The sequence below is a fragment of the Shinella sp. BE166 genome, assembly GCF_051201095.1.
In the GTDB taxonomy this organism is placed as follows: Bacteria; Pseudomonadota; Alphaproteobacteria; order Rhizobiales; family Rhizobiaceae; genus Shinella; species Shinella lacus.
In genome coordinates, this window is the sequence record NZ_JBPEHL010000003.1 from 318,864 (window position 1) to 337,429 (window position 18,566).

Here is an 18,566-nt window from a genome sequence, read left to right on the forward strand (position 1 = left end):
GCCGGACCGCCGATCCATTCACTGCCGAAAAGGCACCACAAAAGGGGAACGACCATGATGAAGACTTCCAGACTGCTTCTGGCGGCGACGAGTTTCGCGCTGGCCTCCACCGCGGCCCTTGCCGCCGACGACAAGATCGTGATCGGCGGCGCGCTGTCGATGACGGGCATCCAGGCCCCGCTCGACACGCCCGGCTATAACGGCGCGCAGGTCGCCGTGAAATTCCTGAACGACAATGGCGGCGTGCTCGGCAAGCAGATCGAGTTCATCAACATCGACGGCAAGTCCGATCCGGTGACGGTCGGCAATGTCGCCGTCGAATTGATCGACAAGGGCGCCCAGGTCATCGTCGCGCCGTGCGACTTCGATTTCGGCTCGCCGGCCAGCCGCGAGGCGCAATCGGCCGGCCTCGTCGGCATCTCGACCTGCGCCTCCGACCCGCTCTATTCCTCCTGGTCGCTCGGCGACAAGCAGTTCACGCTCTCCATGTGGAACACCACGATGGGGGCGACGGCCGCCGACTTCGCCTTCAAGGAAAAGGGCTGGAAGACGGCCTATGTCGTCACCGACCAGTTCATCGCCTACACCAAGTCGCTGTCGAAATATTTCGTCGAGCAGTTCAAGGCGGATGGCGGCGAGGTCATCCTCGAAGATACCTACACGAACGGCGACAACAACTTTTCCGCCCAGCTCGCGCGTCTCCAGGCGCTCGGCAAGAAGCCGGACGTGATCTTCGTCTCGTCCTACGGCACGGATATCGGCGTGATCATCCGGGCGCTGCGCGAAGTCGGCTACGATGCGCCGATCCTCGGCGGCGATGCCTATGACGACCCGGCCATGCACCAGGCGCTCGGCGAAAAGTTCGGCAACGACGTCTATTTCGTCACGCATACCTGGATGGGCGCGGGAGCCGATCCGGAAATGGAGAAGTTCATCGGCCTCTACAAGGAAATGTTCGGCAAGGACCCGGATACCTCCTTCGTCTCGACCGGCTGGGACACGATCATGATGATCGCCCAGGCGATCAAGGCGGCCGGCTCGACCGATGGTGCAGCGGTTGCCAAGGCGCTGGAAGACGGCCAGTTCAAGCTTCTGACCGGTGATCTCGACTACGGCACCAACGAGGAAGGCCACGTGCCGAACAAGGCGGCGGCCCTCATCGAGCTCAAGGGCGGCAAGCCGACCTTCGTCGGATGGCGCAAGCCGGAATCCCTGCCGAAGCCCTGATCGCCCCTGCCTGCGGGCCGGCGTTGTGGCCGGCCCATTACTATCGGGAAAGCCATGTCTGAAACGCGCCTCGCGGTAAACGACGTGTCGGTGGAATTCACCGGCCTTCGCGCCCTCGACCATGTGTCCCTCTCCGTCTCGACCGGCGAGGTCGTCGGCCTCATCGGGCCGAACGGCTCCGGCAAGACGACGCTCATCAATGCCATTACCGGCCAGGTGAAACTGGCAGGCGGAACGATCACCTCCGGCGGCACCAGGCTCTCGGGCCTCTCGCCGCGCGAAATCGCGCTGCAAGGCGTCAGCCGCTCGTTCCAGATCGTCCGGCTGTTCAACACGATGACGGTGCTGGAAAATGTCGAGGCCGCAGCGCTCGCGAAGGACGCCTCCCGCGCGACCGCCACGGAACGGGCGAAAAACCTGCTTGCGGAACTCGGCCTTGCGGCAAAGGCCGACGAGCTGGGCGAAAGCCTCAGCTACGGCGACAAGCGGCGCGTCGAGATCGCCCGCGCGCTCGCCGCCGAGCCGCGTTTCCTGCTGCTCGACGAACCGGCGGCCGGCATGAACGACGCCGAGACCGAGACCCTGCTGCATACGCTTTCCGACCTGCCGAAGAAACGCGGCCTCGGCCTTCTCATCATCGACCACGACATGGGCCTGATCATGCGCCTCTGCCACCGGCTGCACGTGCTCGCCTCCGGCCGCACCATCGCGGAAGGGGACGCTGCCCATGTGCGCAGCCACCCGGCCGTCATCGAGGCCTATCTCGGCAAGGGAGCGGTCCATGCTTGATATAAGCGACCTCTCCGTCAGCTACGGCACGATCCGCGCGGTGCGCGGCATCAGCTTCACCGTCGGCAAGGGCGAGCTGGTCAGCCTGCTCGGCGCCAATGGCGCGGGCAAATCCTCGACCATCAAATGCATCGCCGGTGCGCTGAAGGCGTCGGGTGGTTCGATCATGCTCGAAGGCAAGGATATCACGGCGGCAAGCCCCGAACAGGTGGTGCGCGCCGGCCTCGCCACCGTGCCGGAAACCCGCGACGTCTTCCCCGACCTGACGGTCGCCGAAAACCTCATGCTCGGCGCCTATATCCACCGCCGCGACCAGGCCGGTAACCGCGAGAACCTTGAGCGCCTGCACACTCTGTTCCCGCGCCTTGCCGAACGGTCCCAACAACCGGCCGGCACGCTCTCCGGCGGCGAGCAACAGATGCTGGTCATCGCCCGCGCGCTGATGTCGCGCCCCACCGTGCTGCTGCTCGACGAACCCTCGCTCGGCCTCGCGCCGGCGATCGTCGAGCGCATCTTCGAAATGATCGAGACGCTGAAAAAATCCGGCCTCACCATCCTGCTCGTCGAGCAGAACGTGAACCAGGCGCTCGCCGTCGCCGACCGCGCCTATGTCATGCGGCTCGGCGCGATCGTCACATCCGGCACGGCCGACGAGATTCGCGCGACGAGCGATCTCAGCGCGCATTATCTGGGAGGCTGACCCATGGCTTTCGCGATCCAGTTCACCATCGATGTGCTCAGCCTCGGCGGCGCCTACGCCCTGATGGCGCTCGGCCTCGTCATCGTCTACGGCATCCTGCGGCTAGTGAACTTCGCCTATGGCGAACTCATCATGGTCGCCGGCTACACCATGTTCCTCGCCAGCGGCTCCGGCCTGCCGTGGATCATCATGGCGGTGCTCGCCGTTGCCATGGCGATCGTCTTCGGCATCCTCACCGACTACGTCGCGTTCCGCCCGGTGCGCGCGAAATCGGTAACGGCGGTGCTGATCACCTCCTTCGCCTTCTCCAACCTTTTGCAGAACGCCGCCCTGCTCTTCATCTCGCCACGCCCGCGCAACGTGCCCCTGCCGGAAATCTTCTCGCAGACCGTCACGATCGGTGGCGCGATCACGCCGGTGCGCAACCTCATCACGATTGCCGCCTCCATCGTGCTGCTCGCCGCCGTCGCCTTCCTGATGCGCAAGACGACGCTCGGCATCGCCATGCGCGCGGCAGCGACCAACTTCACCATGGCCCGCATGCTGGGCGTGCCAGCAAACCTCATCATCTCGTCGGCCTTCGCGCTCTCCGGCTTTCTGGCCGGCGTCGTCGGCATTCTCTGGATCGGCCGTATCGGCACGGTCGTGCCGGGCGTCGGGCTGGAACCGCTGCTCGTCGCCTTCATCGCCACCGTCATCGGCGGCATGCGCAGCCTGCCGGGCGCCGTCGCCGGCGGCTTCCTGCTGGCGCTGATCGACACGACGCTCAACTACACCCTGTCGCAGGATCTTTTGAAATTCCGCGACGCCTTCACCTTCAGCCTCGTCATCCTGATCCTGCTCTGGCGCCCGCAAGGCCTCATCAAGGGTCCGGCAAGCGGCCAGCGGACCTGAGGAGCGGAACCCATGAAACATTCCTATCTCACCGCCCTCATCCTCATCGCCGTCATCCTCGTCATCGGCGTCGGCAGCCAGTTGCTTGGCATCCGCCTCTACGACCGCATCGCCACCAACCTGCTGATTTCGCTGGTGCTCGTCGTCGGCCTGCAAACCTTCATGGGCAATTCCGGCCTGCTCTCCTTCGCCCATATCGGCTTCATGGGGCTCGGCGCCTACACCTCCGCCGTGCTCACCATTCCGGCACAGATGAAGGGCATGGCGCTGCCGGATCTCTACGAGTTCATGAAGGTCGTGGAAGTCTCGCCGCAGCTTGCCATGCTGGCAGCCGGCGTGCTGGCGGCGGCGGTGGCGGCCGTCGTCGCCTACCCCTTGATGCGGCTTTCGGATGCGGCCTCGGTCATCACCTCCTTTGCGCTGCTCGTCGTGCTCTATACGGTCATGAACAACTGGAGCGCCTTCACCAACGGCCCGCGCACGCTCTTCGGCCTGCCGAAGACCACGGACATGCCGATCGCCGCCATCGTCGCCGGCATCGTCATCATCGTGGCCCTGCTCTTCAAGGAATCGCGCACCGGCAAGCTCTTGCGCGCCTCCCGCGAGGACGAGGTGGCGGCCGCGGCCCTCGGTGCCAACATCCCCCATCTGCGCTGGCGCGCCTTCATCCTCGCCGCCTTCATCGCCGGCATCGGCGGCGCGCTGTGGGGGCATTTCATCACGTCCTTCGCGCCAAAAGCCTTCTATCTCAAGGAGACGTTCCTGATCATCACCATGCTGGTGATCGGCGGGGCCAACACGGTGACGGGCGCCGTCGCCGGCACGGTGCTGATCACCGTCGCCTATGAGGGCCTGCGCAGCACCGAGGGCGCGCTCAACGCCACCTCTTTCGGCGCCGGCCAGGTCATCGGCCTCACCGAAATCGTGCTGGCGCTCGCCATGATCGCCGTGATGATCCTGAAACCCGGCGGTCTCTTCCCGAACCGCGAGATCGGCCACATCCTCACCCGCGCCCGCCGCAAGAAGGAAACCGCCCCATGACCTGGAAGACCGCCTACCGCTCCTTCTACTACGCAAACGCCGAAGAGCCGGACGACATCGTGCTCGATCCGGAAACGACGGCGCTGCTCGTCATCGACATGCAGAACACCTATCTCGACCCGAAGGACACGCCGGAGGAAACCGCCCGGTGGCAGCCGTTCTACGACCGCATGCGCGGAACGGTGATCCCCAACACCGCGCGCCTGATCGACGAATGCCGCAAGCGCAAGGTGGAGGTCATCTACGCCCGCATCGCATGCCAGAAGCCGGATGGGCGCGACCGGTCGCTGAGCCAGAAGAAGCCCGGCTTCAACTATCTGCTGCTGCCGAAGGAACTTCCCGAGGGCCAGGTCGTGCCGGAACTGGAGCCGCGCGCCGACGAGATCGTCATCACCAAGACGACAGACAGCGCGCTGACCGGCACCAATCTCCGCCTGATCCTTGCCAATATGGGCATCAAGGACGTCATCTGCTGCGGCATCTTCACCGACCAATGCGTCTCCTCAACCGTGCGCAGCCTCGCCGACGAGAGCTTTGGCGTGGTGGTCGTGGATGATTGCGGTGCTGCGGCAACGGACGAGCTACACAAACGGGAACTGGAGATCATCAACATGATCTACTGCCATGTCGTCCAGCTCGACGAGGTCGTCACCTTTTTCAAATAGCCGAAGAAACGCGCCATGTCCGGTCTCTACGCCCGCGAAAGCCGATCCGTCTCGACAATGGCGCATTTGCGGTTCTTTCCGCAGGCAGTCGTCGGCGGCAGCGGCGCGTATTTGACGGGAGACGACGGGCGGCAGCTCCTCGATTTCGCCGCCTCCTGGGGTGCGGCAAGCCTCGGCCATTCGCACCCGACCGTTCGCGAGGCCGTCAACCGCGCGCTGTCCGACCAGGCGGGCGCAAGCTATCTGTCGAGCGCCAACGAACCCTGCGTCCTGCTCGCCGAAAAGCTGCTGTCGCTGGTGCCGGAACGTGCCCGCGGCCGCGTCTGGTTCGGTCATTCCGGCTCGGATGCCAATGAGACGGTCGCCCGCATGGTGGTGGCCGCCACCGGCCGGCCGCGTATCCTCGCCTTCAGCGGCGCCTATCACGGCGGCACCGTCGGCTCGATGGCCGTCTCCGGCCATCCTTCACAGCAGGGCACAAGGGCCGAGGGCTTGACGCTGGTGCCCTACCCGAACAGCTATGCCGCCGGCAGCCCCGAGGCCGCGAAGGACGCAGCCCTCTCCCATCTCGAAACCCTTTTCGCAACCGAGGTGCCGCCGGAAGAGGTCGCCGCCTTCTTCATCGAGCCGATCCAGTCGGACGGCGGCATGCTGGTGCCGCCGGACGGTTACTTCAAGGCGGTGGAAACACTCTGCCGTAAACACGGCATATTGCTCGTCTCCGACGAGGTGAAGGTCGGCCTTGGCCGCAGCGGCCGCTTCCACGCCTTCGAACATTCCGATATCGAGCCGGACATCGTCGTCTTCGGCAAGGGCCTTGGCGGCGGCCTGCCGATCTCGGCGGTGGTCGGCCCGGAAGCCATCCTGAACCACGCCGTCGCCTTCTCGCTACAAACGGTGCACGGTAACCCGGTCTGCGCGGCCGCCGCTCTCGCCGTCCTGCAAACGATCGAGCGCGACCATCTGGTGCAGAACGCAGAGCGAACCGGCAATGTACTGCGCGAAGCGCTCAACCGCCTCGCCGCCCGCCATTCCCTCATCGGAAATGTACGCGGCCGTGGCCTCGCGCTCGGCGTCGAGCTCGTCACCGACCGCACAACCCGCGAACCGGCCGCGCGGCAGACGGCGCTCACCGTCTACCGTGCCTTCCAGCTCGGCCTCGTGCTCTACTACGTCGGGGTCCGCTCCAACGTGCTGGAATTCACCCCGCCCCTGACGCTCACCGAAAACCAGGCACAGGAGGGCGTCGCCATCCTCGACCAGGCGCTCGCCGACGTCGCCGCAGGGCACGTCGACGAAAGCCTGCTCGCAGAGTTTGCCGGCTGGTAGCCGTCAGTCGACGATATCAGCCAGCACGCTGACACAGTCGCCGGATTTGACAAGGCCGGGGAAATGGCGCGCGGCAAGAATGCCGTCCATCTTCGCCTTCACCTCCACAGGGGCCACGCCCGTGCGCCCGACCGGATAGATGCGGGCGACGACGTCGCCATTCTTCACCGGGTCACCGAGATCGTAGAGCGGCTCGATGAGGCCTCCGTCTTCGGCGAAGGAGAAACAATTGCCGTCCGCCATGTCGAGCCAGGTCGTGTCCGTGGCCTCGACCGAGCCCTTCAGGATGCCAGCCGCCTTCAGCACATTCGAGACGCCGGTCTTGGCGATGCCAGCGCTCTTCGCCGTCGCCGTACCGCCGCCGCCGAGTTCGGTGGTGATGAAGACCTTGCCCATCTCTTCCGCCGCCGTGTCGTACATGCCGACGGCATCGATCTCCAGCATCTTCATCGACCAGGGCGCGCCGAAGGCGCTGACGAGGTCGAAGGCTTTTGCCTCCTGCGCCTTGTCGGGCAAGATATGCGCGGCGCAGAAGGGCAGGAAATCCAGCGTCTTGCCGCCGGAATGGAAGTCGAGCACGATATCGGCGAGCGGCAGCAGCGTGCGCTGGAAATAGTCGGCGATCTTCGGCGTGACCGTGCCATCCGGCGCGCCCGGAAAGCTGCGGTTCATGTTGCCCCTGTCGATCGGCGAGGTTCGCGTGCCGGCAAGGAAAGCCGGATAGTTCATCGCCGGCACGATAATGACACGGCCGGAAACATCCTCCGCCTTCAGCGAGCGGGCGAGATCGAAGAGCGCGATCGGCCCCTCATATTCGTCGCCATGGTTGCCGCCGGTGAGAAGGGCCGTCGGCCCCTCCCCGTTTTTTATCACCGTCACCGGGATCATCACCGAGCCCCAGGCGGAATCGTCCCGGCTGTAAGGCAGGCGCAGAAAGCCATGCTGCACGCCCTCGGCCGAAAAATCGACCGTGGGGCTGATGGGAGAAGCACGCATGGCTCAGTCCTTCACGAGAAGCTTGCGCGGCACATTGGCGAGGCACTCGACACCGGTTTCGGTGATCAGGATGCTTTCCGTCGTCTCGAAACCCATGTCTTCCAGCCAGAGGCCGGTCATGAAATGGAAGGTCATGCCGGGCTTGAGCTCGCTCTTGTCACCGGGGCGCAGGCTCATCGTGCGCTCGCCCCAGTCCGGCGGGTAGGAAACGCCGATGCCGTAGCCCGTGCGGTTGTCCTTCACGATTCCGTATTTCTTCAGCACGCCGAAGAAGGCATTGGCGATGTCCTCGCAGGTATTGCCCGGCTTGGCGACCGCAAGCCCCGCCTCCATGCCTTCGAGCGTCGCCTTTTCCGCATCGATGAAGGCCTGCGTCGGCTTGCCGAGGAAGACGGTGCGCGACAGGGGCACATGATAACGATGGTAGCAGCCGGCGATCTCGAAGAAGGTGCCCTCGCCGGATTTCATCGGCCGGTCGTCCCAGGTGAGATGCGGCGCGGAGGCTTCGACGCCGGACGGCAGCAACGGCACGATCGCCGGATAGTCACCGCCGATGCCATCGACGCCGCGCGTGCCGGCATCGTAGATCTCGGCCACCAGGTCGCATTTGCGCATGCCGACCTCGATCCTGTCGAAGATGCGCTGGTGCATGGCCTCCACGATACGCGCGGCATTGCGCATATATTTGATTTCCGTCTCGCTCTTCACCGCGCGCTGCCAGTTGACGAGCGCGGTGGCATCGACGAAGCGGGCATTCGGCAGGTGCTTTGTGAGCGAGGCGAAGGCGGCCGCGGAGAACCAGTAATTGTCCATCTCGACGCCGATCGTCAGCTTGTCGAGGCCGCGTTCGGTGAGCTTGGCCGAGAGGTAATCCATCGGGTGGCGCTCGGTGGACTGCACGTAGTGGTCCGGATAGCCGATGATGTTCTCGTGCTTCAGATAGGCGGTGAACTTCGCGCCGGTGGCATCCTGGCCGCGGCCGTACCAGATCGGCTCGCCGGTCGGCGGCACGACGACGCATTGGTGCACGTAGAAGGACCAGCCGTCATAGCCCGTCAGCCAGTTCATGTTCGACGGATCGCTGCAGATCAGCACGTCGATGCCCTTGGCCTCCATGGCCTTCCGCGTCTTTTGAAGACGTGCTTCATACTCCGGAAGTGAGAACTTCAGGTTCGCTTGTTTCATCGGTGTTTCCTCTATACCCGGCGAAAAGCCGGTCTCAACTCTCGAAGGTCGTGCCGGCACCCGACGCTGCCGCGCGGGCGGCGGCAAGCGTTGCGATGGCCGTGTCCTGGATGCCCGTGCCGGTGAGATCCGCCACGGTGATCTGCTCGGGGCCGCTGCGGCCCGGTTTGCGCCCGGCGATGATCTCGCCGAGTTCGGGGAAGATGGTGCCTTCGGTGACAAGCCCCGCTTCGATGGCATGGTGCAACTCGCCGAGCCGGCGCGTCTGTTTCAGGCTGTCGGCGACATAGAGCGCGGCACCCGTTATGACCGCCGGCTCGATCTCGTTCTTGTGCTCGGCATCGGAGCCCATGGCGGTAATATGCTGGCCCGGTTGCAGCCATTCCGCCTTGAGGATCGGCGTTTCGGAGGGCGTGGTGGTGACGATGACATCCGCGCCATCGACCGCCGCTCGGCCATCGGTTTCCGCACGAACCGGGAAGCCCAGCTTCAGCGCCAGCTCCGCCGCAGCTTCCTCGGCCTTCGCTTCATCCCTCGCCCAGATGCGGGCTTCGCGGATCGGGCGCACAAGGCTCAGCGCCTCCAGTTGCAGCTTCGCCTGCATGCCGGCGCCGAAGATGGCGGCGACAGCGGCATCGGTGCGCGAAAGGTATCGCGCCGCAACGGCGCCCGCCGCAGCCGTGCGCACATCCGTCAGGTAGCCGTTGTCGAGCAGCACGGCCTCCACGAGGCCGGTCTTCGTCGAAAACAGCACCATCAGGCCGTTTGTGCTCGGCAGGCCGATCTTCGGATTGTCGAAGAAGCCGGGGCTGATCTTGATGGCAAAACCATCGAGGCCGGGCACGTAGGCGGTCTTCACGTCCACCTCCGCCCGCTGCTCCGGCATGTCGAGCCGCAGGATCGGCGGCATGACGACGGCCTTGGTGGCGAGCGCGTGGAAGGCTTCCTCCACGCAGGCGATCGCCTCAAGGTCGAGCGGCACGATGCGGCGCAGGTCCGCTTCGGTCAGTATCTTCATCTTTGTCACGCCGCGTCCTCCGCAAACGGATCGGCCTCGCCGTTGATGACCCGCTGGTGCAGGCCCATATCGACGTTACGGCCGGAAAGAATGACGGCCACGGGGCCGTCGAGCCTGCCGAGACGACCCGAAAGCAGCGCCGCGATGCCGACCGCAGCCCCTCCTTCGATCACCTCGCGTTCTTGCGTATAGGCATGCCGCATGCCGGCCGCGATCTCGGCTTCGGAAAGCAGGACCACCTCGTCGAGCAGGTCGCGGCACATGCGGAAGGTCACCGCATTGTCGAGCCCGATGCCGCCGCCGAGCGAATCCGCAAGGCTCGCCACCTCCTCGACCTGCACCGGCCGCCCCGCATCAAGGCTCGCCTTCATCGCCGCGCCGCGCTGCATGGTGAGGCCGATGACGCACGCCTTCGGCAAGCGCCCCTTCACCGCCGCGGCAACGCCCGCGGCAAGCCCGCCGCCGGAGAGCGGCACGAGCACGGTGGCCACATCCGGCATGGCCTCAACGATCTCCAGGCCAAGCGTGCCCTGCCCCGCCACCACGGCGGCATTGTCGAACGGCGGCACCATGACGAGGCCGTCTTCGGCGACCAGCCGGTCCACCTCGACCTGCGCCTCATCCTGCGAGCGGCCGACGATGCGGACATTCGCGCCGAGCCGGCGGATTTCCGCCACCTTGTTTTCCGGCACGAGCCGGGACATGCAAATCGTCGCGACCGAGCCTTCGGCCTTCGCGGCATGGGCAAGCGCGCGGCCGTGATTGCCCGTCGAGGCCGCCACGACGCCCCTCGCGCGCTCCTCCGGCGAAAGCGAAAGCACGGCATTGGTCGCACCCCGCAGCTTGAAGCTGCCGGTCGTCTGGTGGTGTTCGAGCTTCAGGCCCACCGGCACGCCGCAGCGTTCGGATAGCGATGCAGACAGCACGAAGGGCGTGCGCAGGATGCGACCCTCAATGCGCCGGGCAGCCAGTTCGATATCGGCTAATGTCACGGGAAGGTTTGTCATGGCTTACCGACCCGGATAGGCGAGCGTCATCAGCCGGCCGAGCTCCGGCCGCGCTACGTCGTCGCCGCACAGCCGCAGGCAGGCCCAGGCCGTGGCGAGATTGCTGGTCACGACCGGCTTGCCGATGGCGGCCTCGATTTTGGCTGCGACACCCGCCGCGCGCACGGCGGTGCAGGAGATGAAGAGCGCATCGCAGTCGGGCGCGGTGGCCTCCTTCGCGAAGGCGACGATCTCCGCCGGCGAAATCCGCGCCATCTCGCGATCGTCCGTCAGGCTGAGGCAGGTGAAGCGGGCGATGTCGAAACCGAGCGCGATAAAATAGTCCGCCATCGGCTTGCTGGTTTCGGTCGTGTAGGGCGTCAGGACAGAGATCCGCTTCGCACCGAAGGCCTTCAGGCCTGACACCGCAGCGGCCGTCGGCGTCACCACGACGGCAGTCGGTTTGGCCGCCTTCACCGCGGCCTTCACCGCGGCATCGCCGATGACGACCGAGGCCGAGGTGCAGGAATACATCACAACGTCGAGCTGTTCATCCGGCAGGATGAGCGCTGCACCCGCCGTCAGCGAGGGCTGCATGGCACGCAGGTTTTCCGGGGTCACCGGATTGGCGTAGGGGATGCGGGTCACATAGACGCCGATCCGCTCATTTGCCACCATGCGCTGGAAATCCACCTCCGTCGTGTGGTCGGTCGCAAGGATGATCAGGCCGACGCGCTTGGCGAGCGGACGCTCGTCGAGTTTTGGCGCACGCGTAGCGAGCGTGAGGTCCAGGGTCTGCATCAGCGTTCCTCCACCCGGGCATAACGCTCTTCCAGCCAGCGCAGGAAGACGACGGAGATCAGGCTCATGATCAGGAAGAAGATGCCGACCATCGTCATCGGTTCGATATAGCGATAGCTGCTGTTGGCGACGCTTTTTGCCTGGTTCATCAGCTCCAGCACGGTGATGGCGGAGAGCAGCGGCGTTTCCTTGAACATGGCGATCAGGTAGTTGGCGAGCGCCGGGATCATCGGCGGGATGGCCTGCGGCAGGATGACGTGGATCCAGGTCTGGCGAGCGGAAAGGTTCGTTGCCTTCGCCGCCTCCCACTGGCCGCGCGGCACGTTCTCGATGCCGGCGCGGTAGACCTCGGCCGCATAGGTGCCGTAGTGCACGCCGAGCCCGATGACGCCGGCCAGCAGCGCCGGCAGGCGGATGCCGATATCCGGCAGCACGTAGAAGATGAAATAGAGCTGCACGAGCAGCGGCGTGCCGCGGATGAACTCAACGATGAAACTGGTTGCGCGCGCGATCGGCTTCGGCGCGGTCATGCGCAGGATGGCGAAGACGAGGCCGACCACGGCGGCGACGGCGGCACCGACCACGGTCGCCAGAATGGTGATCTTCAACCCTTCCAGAAGGGTCGGCATGATTTCCCAGACGAAATTCCAGTCCCATTCCATCGTCAGGTCCTCACGCCATCGAGGCCGCGGGTGACGCGACGCTCCAGCCAGCGCATGCCGGTGGAAATCGCCAACGCCATCAGGAAGTAGAGCACGAGAATCACCGCGAAGGGGATCAGCGTGCTGCCGGTCTGGGCGCGCACGACCTGCGCCTGGAAGGTCATGTCGGTGAGCGAGATCAGCGAGACGACGGCCGTGCCCTTCAGAAGCTCGATCGCATTGTTGCCGAAGGTCGGCAGCATCAGCGGCAGCGCCTGCGGCAGGATGACATGGCGCATCGCCTGGCCACGCGTCAGGTTGAGCGCGATGCAGGCCTCACGCTGTTCCCGGCCGATCGCCTTGACGGCGCCGCGCACCACCTCCGCGCCATAAGCGCCGACGTTCAGGCCCAGAGCCAGCACGCCGGCCTGGAGCGGCGAGAGCGTGACACCGGCAAAGGGCAGCACGAAATAGACCCAGAAGAGCTGGACGAAGATCGAGGTGCCGCGAAAGAATTCGATATAGGTGGTGGCAAGCGCCCGGACCGCCATGAAGCGGCTGACGCGGCCAAGACCGGCGACGAACGCCATGACGACCGCGAGCACCGAGCCCATGAGGGTCAACTCAAGCGTCACGAGCGCGCCTTGCAGGATCAGCCCTATATAGCCGGACCAGTCGGTCATGGTGCCTTCCAAGTTAATACCAATCGGGCAAAGCCCCTCATCCGCCTGCCGGCACCTTCTCCCCGCAAGCGGGGCGAAGGGGAAACAGGAACCGGCTTCCTCCCCCGCAAAGCCATCGGGGATGAGAAAACGGAACCACCAGTCCCTTCTCCCCGTTTACGGGGAGAAGGTCGCGGCAGCGGGATGAGGGGCAAATCCGCCATTCCTTACTGCGCCGCGCAGAGCTTTTCGCGCGTCGTCGACATGGCGGCGGCGGCGGAGAAGCCGTAGGGCTCGATGATCTTGGCGAAGTCGCCGGATTCCTTCAGCTTGGCGAGTTCGACGTCGAAGGCATCGCGGAGCGCCTCGTCGCCCTTCTTGAAGGCGGCGCCGTCGCAATAGACCGGGGCGCCTTCGACCGGTGCCACGACCTCGACATTCGGGTCGTTTGCCTTGGAAACGAGGTCGTTGATCGACAGCACCGGCAGCGAATAGACGTCGATGCGGCCGTCCTGCAGCATCTTCAGGCCGCTCTGGCCATCCGGCACCACGATGACGCGGTCGCGCGGCACGCCGGCTTCGAGCGCCAGCTTTTCTTCCGTGCCGCCGCCCGGCGCGCCGATCTTGGCATCCGGATTGTCGGCGATGTCCTTGTAGCTCTTGAGGCCGAGAGGGTTGCCCTTCTTCAGCGCAAAGGCTTCGGCGTCGCAGAGGATCGGCTCCGAATAGGAGACGGCCGCGCAACGCTCCGGCTTCATGAAGAGGCCCGCGGTGATGACGTCGTGGCGGCCGGCCTGGAGGCCCGGGATCATCGCGCCATATTCCGAGATCGAGGCGACGATGTCGGCCACGCCGAGGCGCTTGAAGACTTCGCGGGCGACGTCGGGTGCCGCGCCCGAAACCTTGCCGTCGGCCGCGACTGCCGTGAACGGCGGCTCGTTGGCGATGGCGACGCGGGCAAAACCCTGTTCCTTCAGTTCCGCGAGCTTGCCGTCGTCGGCCGAGGCCGGGGCTGCGGCGACGATTGCCATCAGTGCGCTGGCACCCGCGGCCATGGTCCAAAAATGTCTGCTCTTCATTGTTCCGAACTCCTCTGGTTGTTGCTTGGAGCAATTCTCTTGAGGTTTCTGAGCCCTCAGACGCGGTGCCCTGCCGCGATGATCTTGCGCAGGAAGCTTTGTGTGCGTTCCTGCTTGGGATGGCTGAAAATGTCGTCCGGCTTGCCTTCCTCGACGATCTTGCCGCGATCGAAGAACAGCACGCGGTCGGCGAAATCATGCGCGAAGCCCATTTCGTGGGTGACGAGCAGCATGGTCATGTCGGTCTCGGCGGCGAGTTTGCGCATGACGTTCAGCACTTCCTCGACAAGCTCGGGATCGAGCGCGGAGGTGACCTCGTCGAACAGCATGATCTTGGGCGAGAGCGCGAGAGCGCGGGCGATGGCGACACGCTGCTTCTGTCCGCCGGACAATTGGGCGGGCATGTTCTTCGCCTTGTCGGCAAGGCCCACCATGTCGAGAAGCTCCATCGCCCGCTTCTCGGCCGCCGCCCGCGCCACGCCCTTGGTCAGCATCGGCGCGAGCGTGACATTGTCGAGCACGCATTTGTGCGGGAAGAGATTGAAGTGCTGGAAGACCATGCCGATCTTCTCGCGCATTCGATGCAGGTGACGCTCGTCGGCCGGCGCGAGGCCACCGTTCTTCGGCATGTGGTAAAGCTGGTCGCCGTCGACCTGGATATGGCCGCCGCTGATCGTCTCCAGCGTCATCAGGATGCGCAGGATCGTCGTCTTGCCGGAGCCGGACGGGCCGATGAGCGCGAGTTTTTCGCCCGGCAGCACCTCCATCGACAACCCGTCGAGCACGGTCAGCGGGCCGTAGCGCTTCGTGATGTTGTCGATGCGGATGATCGGTGCAGCCATGCATGTCTCTCCCTGTTGAGACGTGATGACCTAACGATGCGCGGCGATCTAAATCATGTCAATCCGAATAATAATATCATGACAATTATTGTCTCATCGCCTCTTTGGCAGGCATTTGCCTCAAATCGCGAGCAGCAAAGCCTCCGGATTTCCGCTGGCCAACGAAGCCAGAATGCCGAGCCCGGTGCGAAGTTCCTGCTCGGTCGTCGAGCCGAGCGAGATGCGCACGGCCGGGTGCCAGCCCTGATCGGCGGTGCGGAAGGAGGAGCCGGGCGCGATGGCAACACCGCGCAACCGCGCCTGCGAGACGAAGCCCTCTTCCGTGTGCCCCTCCGGCAGCGGCAGCCAGACATGCAGGCTTTGCGGATGCGAGCGGTAGGGCAGGCCCGCGAAGGTTTCCTCGGCAATGGCGTGGCGCGCGGCCAGCGCCCGGCGCTGCCAGTTGACCAGTTCCATCGCCGTGCCGTCGCTGACCCAGCGCGTTGCGATCTCGGCAATCGAGGGCGTCGCCATCCAGTTCGAGACGAGGTGCCGATTGGCGACGGCGGCGACATAGCGATCGGGAGCGGCGAGATAACCGATGCGCAGGCCCGGCACCGTGATCTTGGTGAAACTGGTGATGTAGAGCGTGCGCTCCGGCGCATAGGCCGCCAGCGGCGGCGCCCTGTTTTCGACGAGCGGACCGAGAATATCGTTCTCGATGATGGCGATATCGTTGCGCCGCGCGACGTCGGCCAGCGCCTGCCGGCGCCCGGCGCTCATCAGCGTCGCCGTCGGGTTGATGACGGAGGGCTGGAGGAAGACGGCGCGGATCACGCCTTTCCGGCAGGCCTCGTCGAGCGCTTCGGGGATCATGCCGTCGTGGTCGATCGGCAGGCCTTCCAGATGCAGGCCGAGATAGGTGGAGAGCGGCACCAATGTGTGGTGGCTGATCGCCTCGGTCGCAACGGTCGCGCCGGGGGGCACCACGCTCATCAGCGCCACGGTCATGCCGGAGGTCGCGCCATTGGTGAGGCTGACGTTGAGCGGCGAAATGTCGAGGCCGCAGCGGGCGAGCCATTCGGCCGCCACGGCGCGATGGCGCGGGAACACCATGTTCGGCCGGAAGGACAGCGCCGAACTCGACGGCAGGTTTTCCGCCAGCCAGCCGAAGGCCTCGCGCATGCGCTCCAGGTGCAGCTGTTCGCAGACGGGTTTCAGGATCGACAGATCCACCAGTTCGCCGAGGCGTTCGGGCAGGTATGGCGGCTCCGGCTCCTTCGGCCTTGTCTGCACGAAGGAACCGCGGCCGATTTCGCCGGAGATCAGGCCACGGCGGATCAGTTCGTCATAGGCGCGGCTGACGGTCTGAACCGACAGTTTGAGGTCGTCGGCGAGCTTGCGGTGTGGCAGAAGGCGTGTACCGTTCGGCAGCAGCCCTTCCTGGATGGCGCGGGCGATCTGCTCGGCAAGGGAGAGGTAGGCCGGCCGGCGCAATTGGGATATATCGGGACGCCAATTTGTCATGATTTCAACAGTGCTCAAATTCAGTTCAATTGACAACGCCAAAATGCCTTTCCATGGTCTTTTTCCCGTATTTGACATGATACTCGCCCGGAGGGCGACCGCATGAAACTCGACGCCATCGACCTGCGCATCCTGGAGGCGATCCAGGAAAACGGACGCATCACCAAGCTGGCGCTGGCGGAAAAGGCGGGCCTGTCGCCGACCCCGTGCTGGCTGCGCCTGCGCAAGCTGGAAAAGGCGGGCATCGTCACCGGCTATCACGCGCGGGTCGCGGTGCGGCGGCTGGCGCCGGTCGCGAGCGTCATGATGGAGGTGACGCTGGCCAACCACCGGCAGGCGGATTTCGACCGTTTCGAGCGGGCGGTGGCGACCACGCCGGAGATCGTTGCCTGCTGGTCGGTCGGCGGCGGCGTCGATTACATCCTGAAGATCATGGCGCCGGATATCGACGCCTATCAGCGCCTCGTCGACAGCCTGCTCGACCGCGAACTCGGCATCGACCGCTATTTCACCTACATCGTCACCAAGACGGTGAAGGAAGAGACCGTGCTGCCGCTGACGACGCTGCTGCCCTCCCCCGAATAGAGAGATTGTCTACGGCACGTCGCCCATTTGGCCAAAGTCTCTGCCTGCCACCCCGGCAATAGACAATCTGTCGCCCCGCCTCTGGCAGACTCCCGGCCACTGAAGCCAGAGGAGGCCGCCATGACCGCCGTATTCGCCCGGACGACTTTCCACGACGCGCTTGCCCGCCTCGCCGATCCTCACCTGCTGCGCGAACTCTCCTATGTCGGCGGCCGCTGGGTGGCGGGCCGCGAGGGCAACAGTTTTGCCGTGACGGACCCCGCCTCGTCCGCAACGCTTGCCTGGGTCGCATCGCTCGATGCCGAGCAGACGACGGAGGCCATTTCGGCCGCGACGCAGGCCTTTCCCGCCTGGCGGGACCTGCTGCCGCAGCAGCGCGCCGCCATTCTTCGCAAGTGGCACGGGCTGATCCTCGAAGCGCGCGAAGACCTCGGTCTGCTGATGACGCTCGAACAGGGCAAGCCGCTTGCCGAATCCCGCGGCGAGATCGACTATGCCGCCTCCTTCATCGAGTGGTATGCCGAGGAAGGCAAACGGCTCAATGCCGAGAGCGTGACCAGCCACCTGCCCGGCGCCGAGATGATCGTGCGCCGCGAGGCGCTCGGCGTCGTCGGCATCGTGACACCGTGGAATTTCCCCTGCGCGATGATCACCCGCAAGGCCGCCGCAGCGCTCGCCGCCGGCTGCACGGTGGTCGCGCATCCCTCCAGCGAGACGCCGCTTTCGGCCTTGGCGCTGGCCGAACTGGGTGAGCGTGCCGGTCTCCCGGCCGGCGTTTTCAACGTGGTGACGGGCGATGCGGCGACCATCGTCGGACGCATGAATGCCGATGCCCGCGTACGGGCGCTCAGCTTCACCGGCTCGACGGAAATAGGCAAGCTGATCGCCGGCCAGTGTGCGCCGACCATGAAGCGGCTCGTGATGGAACTCGGCGGTCATGCGCCGCTGATCGTCTTCGCCGATGCCGATATCGACAAGGCGGCCGACATCGCGATCAACGCCAAGTTCGCCACCTCCGGCCAGGATTGCCTCGCCGCCAACCGCATCTATGTCGAGCGCCCCGTGCTGGCCGCCTTCACGAAAGCCTTCAAGGCGCGCATCGAGGCGCTGAAGGTTGGCGCCGGGCTTGAAGCCGGCGCGGAAATCGGCCCGCTGATGCACGAACGCGCCATCGCCAAGGTGGAGGAACAGGTGGCCGATGCGCTCAACCACGGCGCCACGCTTCTGACCGGCGGCAAGCGCCACAAGGCCGGGCCGCTGTTCTACGAGCCGACGCTTCTGGCCGACGTTTCCGACCATACGCTGATCATGCGCGAAGAAACCTTCGGCCCCGTCGCCGCCGTCACCGCCTTCGACAGCGAGGCAGAGGTGATCGCCCGCGCCAACGACACCGAATACGGCCTCGTCGCCTATGTCGTCACCGAAAACGGCGCACGCCAGATGCGGCTTGCCCGCGCGCTGGAATACGGCATGGTGGCGGTCAACCGCGTGAAGATCACCGGCGGGCCGATCCCCTTCGGCGGCTGGAAACAATCCGGCCTCGGCCGCGAGGGTTCGCGCCACGGCATGGAGGCCTTCACCGAACTCAAATATCTCTGCATCGATACGGCTGCTTGAAAG

Annotated in this window: 19 protein-coding genes; 9 read left to right on the top strand and 10 right to left on the bottom strand. The window is 65.2% G+C overall.

Annotated elements, in window-relative coordinates:
* Nucleotides 1–54 precede the first annotated feature (54 nt).
* From J2Y63_RS08870 to J2Y63_RS08900, 7 genes are read left to right on the top strand one after another with little or no spacing between them, the layout of a single operon-like run.
* Nucleotides 55–1,227, top strand: coding sequence for an ABC transporter substrate-binding protein (locus tag J2Y63_RS08870; RefSeq protein WP_256116402.1), 1,173 nt, complete (start codon nt 55–57; stop codon nt 1,225–1,227).
* 54 nt (nt 1,228–1,281) lie between these two features.
* The gene (locus tag J2Y63_RS08875; RefSeq protein WP_435265766.1) at nt 1,282–2,016 is read left to right on the top strand and encodes an ABC transporter ATP-binding protein; all 735 of its coding nucleotides are present in this window, start codon (nt 1,282–1,284) and stop codon (nt 2,014–2,016) included.
* On the top strand, nt 2,009–2,716 hold the full coding sequence (locus tag J2Y63_RS08880; RefSeq protein ID WP_435265767.1) for an ABC transporter ATP-binding protein: 708 nt from the start codon (nt 2,009–2,011) through the stop codon (nt 2,714–2,716). Before J2Y63_RS08875 ends, J2Y63_RS08880 begins: the two co-directional genes overlap by 8 nt.
* Nucleotides 2,717–2,719: 3 nt before the next feature.
* A complete protein-coding gene (locus J2Y63_RS08885) occupies nt 2,720–3,610 on the top strand; it encodes a branched-chain amino acid ABC transporter permease (RefSeq protein WP_435265768.1) in 891 nt (296 codons plus the stop codon).
* A 12-nt stretch (nt 3,611–3,622) separates the two neighbouring features.
* Nucleotides 3,623–4,651, top strand: a complete 1,029-nt coding sequence (locus tag J2Y63_RS08890) for a branched-chain amino acid ABC transporter permease (RefSeq protein ID WP_435265769.1) — start codon at nt 3,623–3,625, stop codon at nt 4,649–4,651.
* Nucleotides 4,648–5,316: a cysteine hydrolase family protein gene (locus J2Y63_RS08895; RefSeq protein ID WP_435265770.1), complete on the top strand. Its 669-nt coding sequence runs from the start codon at nt 4,648–4,650 to the stop codon at nt 5,314–5,316. Before J2Y63_RS08890 ends, J2Y63_RS08895 begins: the two co-directional genes overlap by 4 nt.
* Nucleotides 5,317–5,331: 15 nt before the next feature.
* Nucleotides 5,332–6,645, top strand: coding sequence for an aspartate aminotransferase family protein (locus J2Y63_RS08900; protein WP_435265771.1), 1,314 nt, complete (start codon nt 5,332–5,334; stop codon nt 6,643–6,645).
* Nucleotides 6,646–6,648: 3 nt separating this feature from the next.
* Here J2Y63_RS08900 and doeB read toward each other — a convergent pair whose 3' ends face one another.
* The 10 genes from doeB to J2Y63_RS08950 form a co-directional block, all read right to left on the bottom strand.
* Entirely contained in the window at nt 6,649–7,641 is a 993-nt protein-coding gene (gene doeB, locus J2Y63_RS08905) for a N(2)-acetyl-L-2,4-diaminobutanoate deacetylase DoeB (RefSeq protein WP_435265772.1), read from the bottom strand.
* A gap of 3 nt (nt 7,642–7,644) precedes the next feature.
* A complete protein-coding gene (gene doeA / locus J2Y63_RS08910; RefSeq protein WP_435265773.1) occupies nt 7,645–8,826 on the bottom strand; it encodes an ectoine hydrolase DoeA in 1,182 nt (393 codons plus the stop codon).
* 34 nt (nt 8,827–8,860) lie between these two features.
* The gene (gene eutC / locus J2Y63_RS08915) at nt 8,861–9,853 is read right to left on the bottom strand and encodes an ectoine utilization protein EutC (protein WP_435265774.1); all 993 of its coding nucleotides are present in this window, start codon (nt 9,851–9,853) and stop codon (nt 8,861–8,863) included.
* On the bottom strand, nt 9,850–10,851 hold the full coding sequence (gene eutB, locus J2Y63_RS08920) for a hydroxyectoine utilization dehydratase EutB (RefSeq protein ID WP_435265775.1): 1,002 nt from the start codon (nt 10,849–10,851) through the stop codon (nt 9,850–9,852). The genes eutC and eutB overlap by 4 nt, the downstream gene beginning before the upstream one ends.
* Nucleotides 10,852–10,854: 3 nt before the next feature.
* The gene (gene eutA / locus J2Y63_RS08925; RefSeq protein WP_435265776.1) at nt 10,855–11,631 is read right to left on the bottom strand and encodes an ectoine utilization protein EutA; all 777 of its coding nucleotides are present in this window, start codon (nt 11,629–11,631) and stop codon (nt 10,855–10,857) included.
* Nucleotides 11,631–12,293 (bottom strand): ectoine/hydroxyectoine ABC transporter permease subunit EhuD, encoded by a 663-nt coding sequence (gene ehuD / locus J2Y63_RS08930; RefSeq protein WP_435265777.1) that lies wholly within the window; start codon nt 12,291–12,293, stop codon nt 11,631–11,633. The genes eutA and ehuD overlap by 1 nt, the downstream gene beginning before the upstream one ends.
* 2 nt (nt 12,294–12,295) lie before the next feature.
* Complete coding sequence (gene ehuC, locus J2Y63_RS08935) at nt 12,296–12,955, bottom strand: ectoine/hydroxyectoine ABC transporter permease subunit EhuC (protein WP_435265778.1); 660 nt, start codon at nt 12,953–12,955, stop codon at nt 12,296–12,298.
* Between the two features lie 206 nt (nt 12,956–13,161).
* Complete coding sequence (ehuB, locus tag J2Y63_RS08940) at nt 13,162–14,013, bottom strand: ectoine/hydroxyectoine ABC transporter substrate-binding protein EhuB (RefSeq protein ID WP_435265779.1); 852 nt, start codon at nt 14,011–14,013, stop codon at nt 13,162–13,164.
* A 56-nt stretch (nt 14,014–14,069) separates the two neighbouring features.
* A complete protein-coding gene (gene ehuA / locus J2Y63_RS08945; protein ID WP_435265780.1) occupies nt 14,070–14,855 on the bottom strand; it encodes an ectoine/hydroxyectoine ABC transporter ATP-binding protein EhuA in 786 nt (261 codons plus the stop codon).
* Nucleotides 14,856–14,975: 120 nt separating this feature from the next.
* A complete protein-coding gene (locus J2Y63_RS08950) occupies nt 14,976–16,397 on the bottom strand; it encodes a PLP-dependent aminotransferase family protein (protein ID WP_435266070.1) in 1,422 nt (473 codons plus the stop codon).
* 66 nt (nt 16,398–16,463) lie between these two features.
* Between J2Y63_RS08950 and J2Y63_RS08955 the strand changes: the two genes are divergently transcribed.
* Nucleotides 16,464–16,946 (top strand): Lrp/AsnC family transcriptional regulator, encoded by a 483-nt coding sequence (locus J2Y63_RS08955; protein WP_327509195.1) that lies wholly within the window; start codon nt 16,464–16,466, stop codon nt 16,944–16,946.
* Nucleotides 16,947–17,066: 120 nt separating this feature from the next.
* Nucleotides 17,067–18,563 (top strand): NAD-dependent succinate-semialdehyde dehydrogenase, encoded by a 1,497-nt coding sequence (locus J2Y63_RS08960; protein WP_435265781.1) that lies wholly within the window; start codon nt 17,067–17,069, stop codon nt 18,561–18,563.
* The last annotated feature ends 3 nt before the right edge of the window (nt 18,564–18,566 follow it).